Here is a 12,691-nt window from a genome sequence, read left to right as displayed (position 1 = left end):
CGAAGGCTCGACAGAGGCTCGGGCTGGCCATAGGCGGCAGCCATGGCCCTTTCCCGCCCGCATGACGCCCGCGTTTCGCTTCCCTTCCCGTCATGGGCCCCGGCTTCGGGCGGCGTGATGGCCTGGGTGGCCACCTATGCGCTGGCCATGGCGATCTTCTTTCGCACGGTGATCGCGAGCGGCTTCGATCTGGGCTTTGGCGAGCGGGGGGATGCGCTGATCGAGATGACCATTCTCGAACATTGGCGCAACGTCCTGTCGGGCGTGTCGCCCTGGGATGCGGCCTTCTACTTCCATCCCTATGGCGGCTCGCTGGGCTATAATGACGGCTATTTCCTCTATGGCCTGTCCTATTCGGTCTGGCGGCTGGTCGCGGACCCGTTCCATGCCGACACGCTCAACATCCTGACCTTCAAGACGATCGGGTTCGCCGCCGCCTATCATCTGGTGAAGCGGACGCTGGGCTGGGGGCGAGGGAGCGCGCTGCTGGTGGCGCTGCTCTGGAGCATCGCCAGCAATATCCACCTCCAGGCCGTCCATGCCCAGTTGCAGAGCGTCGCGCTGCTGCCGGTGGCGATGATCCTGGCGATAGGCTGTGTCCGCGCCGAGGGAGGCGGCGATCGCATCGCCGCGCGCTGGCGGGCGGTCGCGTTGGCTGCGCTGATGGCGGCGTGGCTGTTGACCTCCTATTACATGGCCTGGTTCACCATCTTTTCCGCCTGTCTGTTCGTGCTGTGCTGGGCGATGCTGAGCGGGAACGCCAGGCCCACCGCGCTGGCCGGGCTGGTCCGGCGACATGCCGGAACGCTGGCCTGGGGCGGCGGTGCCTTTGCCGTGCTGATCCTGCCCTTCCTGGCCGTCTATCTGCCCAAGCTGCGCGAGACGGGGGGCGAGGGCTATTATGAGATGCTCGGCTATCTGGTGACGCCGGGGATCGACATGATCAATGTCGGGCCGGGCAATTATCTGTGGGGCTGGCTCTTCCGCCCGCTGTTCGCGCTGCTGCACGCGCTGTTCCCCGACGACCCGCTATTGCCGGGGCGGGTGCTGGGCGGCGAGCATGAGGCGGGGTTCCCGCCGTTGCTGTGCGCGTTGCTGCTCGTCGCGGCGTGGCGGATCGTGGTGCGGCGGCGGATCGGGATCGCGGGGGAGACGCCGGTGGCGTGGCGCGCCTTTGCGCTGGCGATGATCGTCGCCTGGGCGCTGACGCTGCAATTCTGGGTGGCGTCGCCCTGGAACCTCGTCTTCTGGCTGGTGCCGGGGGCCAAGGGGCTGCGTACCGTGTCGCGCTATCAGTTGTGGCTGAGCCTGCCGTTCCTGCTGATCGTCCTGGCGGCGTGGCGCGAGCAGGCGGCGCGGCTGGCGGCCACGCGTCCCTGGTGGCTGGCGGGGATCGTCGCCTTGCTGGTCGCCGAGAATCTGAGCGCGGAGACGCCCAACCAGATCAGCCATGCCGTCCATCACGACGCGCTGGCGGCTATCCCCGCGCCGCCCCGCGACTGCGCGGTCTTCTACGTCGTCGCGACGCGGGTGAACGAGCCGCTCTATATCAATGCCGAGCTCAACGCGCTCTATCCGCACAATGTCGATGCGATGTTCCTGGCGGAGCGGTGGCGGGTGCCGACGATCAACGGCTTCTCGACCTTCAATCCGCCCGACTGGCATTTCGCCGATCCACAGGCGGCCGATTATGATGCGCGGGCGCGGGCCTATGTCCGGGCACATGGGCTGCGGCACGTCTGTCGGCTGGACATGCGGTCCGCGCGGCCGTGGAGCCGGATGGCGGGATAAGGATCTGGGGCAAAGAAAAGGGCGACCCCCGCAAAGGGGCCGCCCTTTCTTTAGCTCGCCAAGCGAACGGGTGCGGGGGTTGCCCCCCGCAGTCCGATTACTTGAGCTCGACGGTCGCGCCGGCTTCTTCGAGCTGCTTCTTGATCTTCTCGGCCTCGTCCTTGGCAATGCCTTCCTTGACGGGCTTCGGAGCGCCTTCGACCAGCGCCTTGGCTTCGGTCAGGCCCAGGCCGGTGATCGCACGGACTTCCTTGATGACGTTGATCTTCTTGCCACCGTCGCCGGTGAGGATCACGTCGAACTCGGTCTTCTCTTCAGCGGCCGGAGCAGCAGCGCCGCCAGCAGCAGGAGCAGCGGCAACGGCCGCAGCGGCCGAGACGCCCCACTTCTCTTCGAGCAGCTTCGAAAGCTCGGCGGCCTCGAGGACGGTCAGCTCGCTCAGCTGGTCAACCAGCGCGTTCAGGTCTGCCATGTTCTTATCTCCAATACGGGCCGTCTAAAATGGCCCGAGTGTGTCAGTTCAAATCGTATTCGCCCGAAGATCAGGCGGCTTCCTTGTCCTTGTCGGCATAAGCCGCGAGGACGCGGGCGATCTGCGCCGCGGGAGCCTGGGTGATGGTGGCCAGCTTCGTGGCAGGCGCCACGATGAGACCAACCAGCTTCGCCCGGAGCTCGTCCAGCGAGGGCAGAGTCGCCAGCGCCTGCACGCCTGCGACATCAAGGACATTCGCACCCATCGATCCGCCGACGATCTCGAACTTGTCGGTCGTCTTGGCGAATTCCACGGCCACCTTGGCGGCGGCCACGGGATCGATCGAGCTGGCGATGCCGACGGGACCCGTCAACATGTCAGCGACACCGGCATAGTCGGTGCCCTGGGCTGCGATCTTGGCAAGCCGGTTCTTCGAGACCTTGTAGGTCGCGCCGGCTTCCCGCATCTTCGTGCGCAGGGCCGTCGACTGGGCGACGGTCATGCCGTGGTTGCGGGTGATGACCACCACGCCAACCTCGTTGAAGTTGCGGTTCAGTTCGGCGACGGCCTGGGTCTTTTGATCGCGATCCATGCCATTCTCCATGGTTGGAACGACCGCGAACGGTCATCCCGGTTGCTTGACCGGGGGGTGTGACCACCCCTCGGGGTGTCCAGCGATGGGGAATGGGCAACCGACGCGTGAGAAACGCGGGGCAGACCGGGCGGGACCAGCGAGTGGCACGACCGGCAAAATCCTTTTCCCCGTCTCGGCAGGTAATTAAGCCAGGGCATATTCCCCGGCACCTGCTGTCTAGGACGGAATCCGAACGGGCAAGCCCATCCGGATGCGGGGCTGCCCTTAGGCCGATTGTCATGGGGAGTCAAGCAGACGAGCGACATGAATAGGGTGTCATATGTAAGTCATGACTGCGTCATGGTCGTGACGCCGAAATGAAGCCTGTGTGACTTGGTTGCGCGGCAAAGCCGGACCCAAGCCGCGTTTGTGCAGCGGCGCGGCACCGGGGGATTTTTCATGTCCGATATCAATAACATGGTTGCCTATGACGATGGCGACATCGATACCAACCGTTCGACCAACACGCATATGAGCGACCTGATCGCCACCCGCCTGTCGCGCCGCCAGACGCTGCGCCACGGGGTTTCGGCGATGACCACCGCGCTGTTCGGCGGCATGTTGCTGGCGGGCTGCGACGACGAGAATCCGCAGGCCGTGACCGCCACGGCGGCAGGCAGCACCGCCAGCGTCGCGGCGGGGCGCGCGGTCACGCTGACCGGTACGGTGAGCAGCGGCCAAGTCGCCAACGTCAACTGGAGCCAGACGGCGGGGCCGTCGGTCACGCTGACCAACGCCAACCAGCTCGTCGCCACGTTCCGCGCGCCCGCCGTGGCGACCGCGACCCAGCTGGCGTTCAAGCTGGAGATCACCAGCCGCGACGGCCTGGTCACCAACAACAGCGTGACGATCACGGTAACGCCGATCGCGCTCGACTTCACCGCCGTCCCGCACAGCCTGGCGGACGTGGTGACGGTGCCCTCGGGCTATAGCGTCAGCGTGCTCTATCGTCTGGGTGATCCGATCGCCTCGGGCGTGGCGGCGGCGGCCAATAACGGCACCGACAGCAATTTCGCGCAGCGCGCGGGCGACCATCATGACGGCATGAGCTATTTCGGCCTCGCCGCCAGCGGGGCGAACCCCGATCCGACCAACAGCACGCGCGGGCTGCTCGTCCTGAATCACGAGAACATCACCCAGCTCTATCTGCACGCCAACGGCCCCACGCCGTCGCCGCGCCCCGAATCGGAGGCGATCAAGGAGATCGAGTGCCACGGCGTCTCGGTGGTCGAGGTCACCCGCACGAACGGCGCCTGGACCTATGTCCAGGCCTCGGCGCTGAACCGTCGCATCACCCCCAACACCCCGATGGCGTTCAGCGGCCCGGTGAAGGGCAATGCCTGGCTGAAGACCGCCTATTCGACCGATGGCACGGGCGGGCGCGGTACGATCAACAACTGCGCCAACGGCACGATGGCGTGGAACACCTATCTGACCAACGAGGAAAATTGGGCGGGCTATTTCCGTCGCACCAGCGGCGATGCGGCGGTGCGCGCCGCCACGACGGCTAAGCAGAATGTCTCGCTCGCCCGCTATGGCATCAACGAGGGGCGTTCGGGCAATTATGGCTGGACGACCGTCACGCCGTCGGATTCGTCGAGCACGGTCTTCCGCCGCTGGAACGCGACCGCCAATGCCGCGCTGGCGGCGGACGGCACCGCCGATTTCCGGCACGAGCCGTTCCAGTTCGGCTGGGTGGTCGAGATCGATCCGTTCAACCCCAGCTCGACCCCGCGCAAGCGCACCGCGCTCGGCCGCATGAACCACGAAGGCTGCCAGAGCGGCCGGATGATCGCGGGCGTCCGCCCCGCCTTCTACATGGGTGACGATGCGCAGAACGAATATATCTACAAATTCGTCTCGGCCACGCCGTGGAGCGCCTCGGACGCCAGCGCCAGCGACCGTCTGGCGGTGGGCGACAAATATCTCGACAACGGCACGCTCTATGTCGCCAAGTTCAATGCGGACGGCACCGGCACGTGGATGCCGCTGGTGTTCGGTCAGAACGGGCTGACCGCCTCGAACAGCGTCTATCCCTTCGCTGACCAAGCCGATGTCCTGATCAACACGCGGCTGGCGGGCGATGCGCTGGGCGCGACCAAGATGGACCGGCCGGAGTGGACTGCGGTCAATCCGGCGACCGGCGAGATGTATTGCACGCTGACCAACAACGCTTCGCGCCGCCCGGTCGCCTCGGGCAGCCTGACCGGGGTCGATGCGGCCAATCCGCGCGCCTATGTCGATTCGCCCTCGACCTCGGTCGGCAACCGCAACGGCCATATCATCCGCATCCGCGAGGCGAACGACACGACCGAGGCGACCAGCTTCACCTGGGACGTGTACGCCTTCGGGGCGGGGGCGGACCTGGATGCGACGAACATCAACCTGTCGGGGCTGGACGCGACCAACGACTTCTCGTCGCCCGACGGCCTGTGGTTCAGCCTGCCGAGCAATGTCGCCGGGCAGCAGACGCCGGTGATGTGGATCCAGACCGATGACGGCGCCTTCACCGACGTCACCAACTGCATGATGCTGGCCGCGATCCCCGGCCGGGTCGGCGATGGCGGCACGCGTTCGGTGACGAGCAGCGCAGGGAGCGCCTCGGCGACCGTCACCACCCGGATCGGCAAGGCGCCGGGCGTAACGCTGAAGCGTTTCCTGGTGGGGCCGAAACAATGCGAGATCACCGGCATCCATTCGACGCCGGACGGCACCTCGGTCTTCGTCAACATCCAGCATCCGGGCGAGGACGCCAGCAGCGTCGCCGCGCCGACCAGCAACTGGCCCGACAGCCAGAGCGGCAGCGCGGCCGCGACGGTCCGCCCGCGCTCGGCCACGATCGTCATCACCAAGAATGACGGCGGCGTCGTCGCGATCTGATCGGCTGGTCGCATCGTGACCCCATGAGGGGGCGGGAAGTGATTGCCTTCCCGCCCCCTTTCGCGTTCAAGGGCGGGCGGACAAGGGAGGGGCGGCATGACGACGACACGGCGCGAGGTGATGGCGGGCGCGGCCGCGATCGGGCTGGGGACGGCGATCGGGCCGGTGCTGGCGCAGGTGCCGGGCCGCGACAGGCTGATCGCGGGCACCTATGCCAATGAAGGGGGCCGGGGCCTCTATCCGATCGTCGATGGCCGTGTGGGGCCGCCGGTGGCGGGGATCGTCAACGCCTCTTACGGCGTGGGCAACGGGCCGGGTGGCGCCTTTTACCTGTTGCGGGAGCAGGCGGAGGGGCGCGTCACCGGCTATGGCCCCGGCTGGGCGTCGCGGGGCGGAGCGTCGACCGGCGGGGCCGATCCCTGCCATGTCGCGCTCGACCGGTCCTCGGCCTGTCTGGCGGTCGCCAATTATTCCAGCGGCTCGGTCGCCTTCTATCGGCTCGACCGGCGGACCGGCGCGCCGGGCGAGGCGCAGGTCTTTCGCCATCAGGGTCACGGCCCCAATGCCGAGCGGCAGGCGGGGCCGCATGCGCATTGGGTGGGGTTCAGCCCCGACCGGCGCTGGCTGCACGCGGTCGATCTGGGGGCGGATGCGATCTTCGCCTATCGCTTCGACCCCGCCGCGCGGACGCTGGCCGAGCCGGTGATCGGCTGGCAGGCCCCGGCGGGGGCGGGGCCGCGCCACATGGTCCGCCACCCGACCCTGCCGCGCGCCTATGTCGCCTGCGAGTTGCAGCCCAGGCTGTTGGTCCTCGACGCGCTGCCCGAGGGACGCTTCCGCACGGCGGGCGAACGGGCGCTGCTGGCCGAGGGCACAGCCACACCCTCCTATGCGGCGCATATCGCGATCGATCGGGCGGGGCGGACGCTCTATGTCTCCAATCGCGGGGCGAACAGCATCACCGTCTTCCGCCTGAACGCCAAGGGCGATCCCGAGCCGGTCCAGCATGTCCCGACCGGCGGCGACTGGCCGCGCTTCTTCCTGCTGCGCGAGGGGCGGGGCGAGATGCTGGTCGCGAACGAGCGTTCGGGTACGGTGAACGCCTTCCGGATCGGCAAGGACGGCCGCCTGACCGCCACCGGCCGCAGCATCGCCATTCCGGGCGTGGTCTTCCTCGCCGAGGTTTGAGGGGCGCACTCCAACCCCGTTCTTGAGTGGATCGCCATTCCGCGATGCCTTTCCTTCCCTCGCCCCTCGCAGAGGGGAGAGGGTTGCGCAGACTTGGTCTTTGCATAGCAAAGGCCTAGTCGGAGCTGGGTGAGGGGTGGGCGCTCGCTTTGGCGAGCGCCGCGAGCCTTTGGGCTCGCTCAACCCCTCACCCAAGCTGCGCTAGCCAGCAGGCTGGCAAGCTTCGCTTCCCCTCTCCCCTGTCCAGGGGAGAGGGGAAGACGCAATCGTGAATGTCGCTCCCCCCTAGGCGGCGGCGCCTTGCGCCAAGTTCCGCTGGTATCACGGCAAGTTATTGGCGGTGGCCGACGGACAGGCTCTTGGCTAGGTTCGATCGACATTCCACGCCTTTCCATCCTGAGCGACCAGAGCCTCCATGCGTTTCTTCCAACCCCTGCTGGCCGGCGCCACCCTGTCCGGCCGTCTGCTCGCCTGTATCGGGGCGGTCATCGGCATCGCGCTGACCATTATCGTATGTGGCGGGTTGCCCCCGCTGGGCCCCGACCTGCCGATCATCGTCGCGCCGCTGGGGGCGTCCGCCGTGCTGGTCTTCGCCGTCCCCGCCAGCCCGCTCGCGCAGCCCTGGTCGGTGGTCGGGGGCAATGTCCTGTCCACGCTGGTCGGAGTGGCGATGTTCCATGCGATCCCTTCGCTGCCGCTGGCGGCGGGATGCGCGGTGGGCGGGGCGATCCTGGTCATGTCGCTGGCCCGGTGCCTGCACCCGCCGGGCGGGGCGGCCGCGCTGACCGCGGTGATCGGCAGCCAGGGCATTCACGCGGCGGGCTTTTCCTTCGCCTTCGCTCCGGTGGCGATCAACTCGATCGCCCTGGTGGCGCTGGGCATGTTCTTCCACCGCGCGACGGGGCGCAGCTATCCGCACGAACCGGGCGTGACCCCACCCGCGCCCGCCGCCGTCATCCGGCCGGAGGATGTCGAGGCGGCGCTGGCGGACATGCATGAGAGCTTCGACATCGCGCGCGAGGATCTCGACATGCTGCTCGCCCATGCCGAGCGCCATGCGCGGGCGAGGACATAGCCCAACGAAAAAGGCCCGCCCCCCGCATGGAGGGACGGGCCTTTCGCGTCATCCGGTCGTGCCGATCAGCGATACTTGCCGCTAAACGAGACGCCGATGATGCGCGGTTCGTTGAACACGGCCGCCATATAGTTCTCGATCACGCCCTTGAGGTTCTTCTCGTTCGTGATGTTGCGGGCGAAGACCGACAGGCTCCAGTCGTCGTTCGGCGCGGAATAGCCGATGCTCAGGCCGCCCTCGAAATTGCCGTTCGAGGTGAACTCCTTGGTCCGGTACAGGACGAAGTTCGTATAGCCCTGAAGGTTCCAGTCGGTCGAGATGAACGCCTTGCCGCCATCGGACAGCGGCAGGTCGTACTTGGCCGCCAGGTTGACGTTATATTCCGGCGCGTTGGGCAGCGGGTTGCCGTCGATCGGCACGAAGAACGCGTTCGCCCCGAAGATGCGGCGTGTCGTCACCGGGCCGTTCAGCACGGTGCAGACCATCACGCCGTTCAGGCCGCAGGTCTGGACGCTGACATTGCGGTCGCGGATTTCCGAATGCAGCAGGCTGACGCCCGCCGACAGCGCCAGGTTGCGCACCGGCAGCCACTGGGCATCGGCTTCCAGACCGTAGGCGACGGCCTTGTCGGCGTTGAGGAGTACGCCGTTGCCGTCCGAGTCGTTGCCGTTCAGCTGGATGTTCTTCACGCGGTACGCGAAGGCGGCAGCGTTCAGGCGCAGCGTGTTGTCGAACAGCTTCGACTTGAAGCCGGTCTCGAACGACAGGTTCGTCTCCGAACCGGCGGTCGAGAAGTCCGAATTGAACACCGCCGAGCGACCCTGGATGGTCGGACCCCGGAAGCCCTGCGCCGCGCGGACATAGACGTTCAGGTTCGGATTGACCTCATAGAGCGCCGACAGGTCCCAGCTGGGCTGGGTGTCCGACAGACGCACGTCGCGGCGACCACGATAGGTCGAGACGCCGGCGGCGCTGTCGGCGGTGCGCAGCAGCTGGGTCCGCTTGGTATCCTCGCTGATCCGGCCACCGGCGGTCAGGGTCAGGCGGTCGGTCGCCTGATAGCTGACCTGCCCGAACACGCCCCAGCTGGTGTTGACGTCGTGCAGGCGGACCCAGTTGTTCGGGTTCGCCCCGATCAGGAACGCGCGCTGGTAGAAGTCGGTGATGTCGCGGCTGTCGAAATAGATGCCGCCGACCTGCCACTTGAACGGCCCGCTGCCGGTCGAGGCGAGGCGGACTTCCTGCGTCCACTGGTCGAGCCCGCGGACCTGGCCCATGCTCAGGCCATAGCCATTGGCCACGCCGTTGACCGGGAAGTTGGCCGCCGCGCCGCCATCGGTGTCGCCCTTGCTGAAACCGGCCGTGGTCTCATAGGCGGTGATCGAGGTCAGCTCGGCCGCGCCCAGGTCCCAGGCGGCGCGCAGCGAGGTGCCTTGCGTGTCATAGGACTGCGGATTGCCGCGCCCTTCGTCATAGGCCACCCGGTCGCGCGGTTCGGCCGAGACGTCGCGCGAACCCTTCTTGATCGCGCCGCGATGGAACAGGGTCGAGGTGCCGTCATACCAGCGGGCATGGCCCGACAGGTTGAACGACAGCGTATCGGTCGGCGTGAAGAGCAGCTGGAGGCGGACGTCGCGCTCGGTGAAGCCGCCCATCGCGTCCTTCTTCGGAGTCAGCGTGCCGTCGGCGCTGGGACCCGAATAGACATTGTCGACCCAATCGTCGCGGTGCTGCACCAGCGCCGACAGGCGGAAGGCCAGCACGTCGCGGATCAGGGGGCCGCCGACACCGGCGTCCATGCTGATCGTGTTGTAGCTGCCGATCGAGGCGGTCGCGCGGCTCTGGAAGCTCTGCGTCGGCTTGATCGTGTCGAACTTGATGATGCCCGCGGTCGTGTTGCGACCGAACAGCGAGCCCTGCGGCCCGCGCAGCACCTCGACCTGGTCGACGTCGAACACCGGGTTCGACTTCAGCACGACATGCTCCAGCACCACATCGTCCTGGATGATCGACACCGGCTGCGACGCGCCGAGGTAGAAGTCGATATTGCCCAGGCCGCGAATATAGAAGCGCGGGAAGATGCGGCCGGTGGTGGTTTCGGCATACAGGCCGGGCACCCGGCCCGACAGCGCCAGAATGTCCTCGCCGCCCTGCTGGAAGGCGCGCAGGTTCGAACCGCTGACCACGCCCACCGACACGGGCACGCGGTTCAGATTTTCCGAGCGACGCTCGGCGGTGACGGTGATCTCGCCCAGCCCCTGTTCGGGGCCATTGTCGGCCGGGGTGGCCGCCGCCTGATCGGCGGTCTGGGCAAAGGCGGGCACGGCCGCCAGCGTTCCCCACGCCGCGCCCAGCAGCGCCACGGTCTTGATTACGGATTTCATGTCGTTCCCCACGCTCGGCGGATCGGTCGATGCCGTCCGCCCGATTGATTTTCTCCCGGTACGCCGAGCGGTTAAAAGTGCATTATGGCGCTTACGTGACAGGACTGATGCGCAAAAAGCACAGCGCGACATGAAAAATTCATGACGACATGGCGCGACCGTCATGCGAAGTTGTGCCCCGGCCAGATTGCGTCCTGCCCGCCGTTGCGGGGGCGGATCGGAACGGCCGGGAGGCAGCCATGACAGGGCGGAGCAGCGGAAATGCAGGGGGAACACAGGCAATGGCGGTCCACGAAACCTCGCCTGTCGCCCACCGGCAAAGGGGCCGGAATCCCGCTTCTGTCACATTGCTGTAACAGTGTTTTGCTTGACGCGGGGCGTTCGGCTGGTCAGGGGGGCGGCGTTCGTGCAAGCTTCGATCCCAGGGTCCATTTCGACGGTCCGGCGTTCCGCCGTGGCCCGCAAAGCCATGGGTGCTGAACACGCACGCTATCGGATCACTATCGGGGTTACCGACTGATGTTCGCCTGGTTCCAACGCCTCCTGCCGAAGACGGGGAATTTCTTCGAGCTGTTCGAGGCGCAAGCCGCCACCATCCTGGCGGGGGCCGAAGCCACCGTCCGGCTGTTCGATACGCAGGGCAATACCGCCCACGAGATCGCCGCCGTCGCCGCGCGCGAGCATGAGGCCGACGCGATCACGCGCGATGTGCTGACCTCGGTCCGCTCGACCTTCCTGACGCCGTTCGACCGCGCCTCGATCACCTCGCTGATCGGTTCGCTGGACGATACGATCGACGAGATGCACGCCGCCGCCACCGCGATCGGCCTGTACCGTGTGACCAGCTTCGCGCCCGAGATGCGCGAAATGGCGGCGGTCGCGGTCGAGGCGGCCAAGCTGACCGTCGAGGCGATGCCGCTGATGCGCGACGTCGCGCGCAACGGCGACCGGCTCCACGCGCTGACCGAAGAGCTGGTCCGGCTGGAAGGGCGTGCCGACGAGATCCATGCGGCGGGCCTGAAGCGCACGCTGGACGAATGCGGCGAGCGCGACACGCTGCGCTTCGTGATCGAGAAGGAAGTGTACAAGCATCTGGAGCGCATCCTCGACGCGTTCGAGGATGTCGCCGACGAGATCGACGGCATCGTCATCGATCACGCCTGAGGCGTCGGAGATGCACGAACTCGCCTTTCCGTTGCTGGTCGGCCTGATCCTGGTCGCGCTGGCGTTCGATTATCTCAACGGGCTGCACGACGCGGCCAATTCGATCGCGACGGTGGTGGCGACCCGGCTGCTGCCGCCGGTCGCGGCGGTGGGCTTTGCCGCCTTCTTCAACTTCGCGGCCTATTTCCTGACCGTCGCCTTTCCCAGCCTGCACAAGGTGGCCGAGACGATCGGCAAGGGCCTGATCGACCAGAGCATCGTCACCCCAGCCGTCATTTTCGGCGCGCTGGGCGGGGCGATGGCCTGGAACGTCATCACCTGGCTGCGCGGCATCCCCTCGTCGAGCAGCCATGCGCTGGTCGGCGGTCTGGTCGGCGCGGGCGTGGCGCATGCGGGCATGGACGCGGTGAAGTGGGCGGGTCTCAACAAGACGCTGCTCGCCATCGTGCTGTCGCCGATGCTGGGCATGATGCTGGCCATGCTGGTCATGCTGGCGAGCAGCTGGGCCATGCGCCGGTCGAGCGCGGGACAGGCGGAGCGCAGCTTCCGCGCGATGCACCTGGTCTCCTCGGCGGCCTATTCGCTCAGCCATGGGCTGAACGACGCGCAGAAGACGATGGGGATCATCACCGTCCTCCTCTATTCGACCGGGCGGCTGTCCGGCCCGTTCGAGGTGCCGCACTGGGTCGCCATCTCCTGCTATGTCGCGATCGCGCTGGGCACGATGACCGGCGGTTGGCGCATCATCGAGACGATGGGCACGCGCATCACCAAGCTGTCGCAGCACCAGGGGTTCAGCGCCTCGACCGCTGGCTCGATCGTGATCTTCTGCGCCTCGGCGCTCGGCATTCCGGTGTCGACCACCCATACCATCACCGGCTCGATCATCGGCGCGGGGGTGGCACGGCGCGCCTCGGCAGTGCGCTGGGGCGTGGCGGGCAATGTGGTGATCGCCTGGATCATCACCATCCCCGCCTCGGCGGTGATGGGGGCGGGCTTCTACCTGCTGACCCGGTTGTTCTGACAAGGGGGAGGGCGAAGGTCCTCCCCTTTTCGTTGGGCATAATCCTACTCTCCGTTCAGCCTGAGCGAAGTCGAAGGCC

General features: G+C 67.0%; 9 protein-coding genes. 6 read left to right on the top strand and 3 right to left on the bottom strand.

Features of this window, described 5'->3' with window-relative positions; genetic code table 11:
• The first annotated feature begins 42 nt into the window (after positions 1–42).
• Complete coding sequence (locus tag ABIC44_RS08890; RefSeq protein ID WP_354294943.1) at positions 43–1,791, top strand: hypothetical protein; 1,749 nt, start codon at positions 43–45, stop codon at positions 1,789–1,791.
• Positions 1,792–1,888: 97 nt separating this feature from the next.
• Here the strand turns inward: ABIC44_RS08890 and rplL are convergent, their stop codons facing one another.
• Both rplL and rplJ read right to left on the bottom strand, forming a co-directional pair.
• The gene (rplL, locus tag ABIC44_RS08885; protein WP_076711360.1) at positions 1,889–2,263 is read right to left on the bottom strand and encodes a 50S ribosomal protein L7/L12; all 375 of its coding nucleotides are present in this window, start codon (positions 2,261–2,263) and stop codon (positions 1,889–1,891) included.
• A 70-nt stretch (positions 2,264–2,333) separates the two neighbouring features.
• Entirely contained in the window at positions 2,334–2,855 is a 522-nt protein-coding gene (rplJ, locus tag ABIC44_RS08880; protein ID WP_007403805.1) for a 50S ribosomal protein L10, read from the bottom strand.
• A 441-nt stretch (positions 2,856–3,296) separates the two neighbouring features.
• Here rplJ and ABIC44_RS08875 point away from each other — a divergent pair, with 441 nt between their 5' ends.
• The 3 genes from ABIC44_RS08875 (at position 3,297) to ABIC44_RS08865 (ending at position 8,040) form a co-directional block, all read left to right on the top strand.
• Complete coding sequence (locus ABIC44_RS08875; RefSeq protein WP_354294940.1) at positions 3,297–5,777, top strand: PhoX family protein; 2,481 nt, start codon at positions 3,297–3,299, stop codon at positions 5,775–5,777.
• Positions 5,778–5,873: 96 nt separating this feature from the next.
• Positions 5,874–6,965, top strand: a complete 1,092-nt coding sequence (locus ABIC44_RS08870) for a lactonase family protein (RefSeq protein ID WP_354294939.1) — start codon at positions 5,874–5,876, stop codon at positions 6,963–6,965.
• A 415-nt stretch (positions 6,966–7,380) separates the two neighbouring features.
• Positions 7,381–8,040 carry an HPP family protein gene (locus ABIC44_RS08865; protein ID WP_309692441.1) on the top strand — a complete coding sequence of 220 codons (660 nt, stop codon included), beginning with the start codon at positions 7,381–7,383 and terminating at the stop codon, positions 8,038–8,040.
• Between the two features lie 65 nt (positions 8,041–8,105).
• Here the strand turns inward: ABIC44_RS08865 and ABIC44_RS08860 are convergent, their stop codons facing one another.
• On the bottom strand, positions 8,106–10,424 hold the full coding sequence (locus ABIC44_RS08860; protein ID WP_309692443.1) for a TonB-dependent receptor: 2,319 nt from the start codon (positions 10,422–10,424) through the stop codon (positions 8,106–8,108).
• A gap of 519 nt (positions 10,425–10,943) precedes the next feature.
• Between ABIC44_RS08860 and ABIC44_RS08855 the strand changes: the two genes are divergently transcribed.
• Positions 10,944–11,588 carry a DUF47 domain-containing protein gene (locus tag ABIC44_RS08855; protein ID WP_309699356.1) on the top strand — a complete coding sequence of 215 codons (645 nt, stop codon included), beginning with the start codon at positions 10,944–10,946 and terminating at the stop codon, positions 11,586–11,588.
• A gap of 10 nt (positions 11,589–11,598) precedes the next feature.
• Positions 11,599–12,612, top strand: a complete 1,014-nt coding sequence (locus tag ABIC44_RS08850; RefSeq protein ID WP_307102701.1) for an inorganic phosphate transporter — start codon at positions 11,599–11,601, stop codon at positions 12,610–12,612.
• Positions 12,613–12,691 lie beyond the last annotated feature (79 nt).

The organism is Sphingomonas sp. 1185 (assembly GCF_040544655.1).
Taxonomy (GTDB): domain Bacteria; phylum Pseudomonadota; class Alphaproteobacteria; order Sphingomonadales; family Sphingomonadaceae; genus Sphingomonas.
This window is presented reverse-complemented; position numbering and strand designations above follow the sequence as displayed.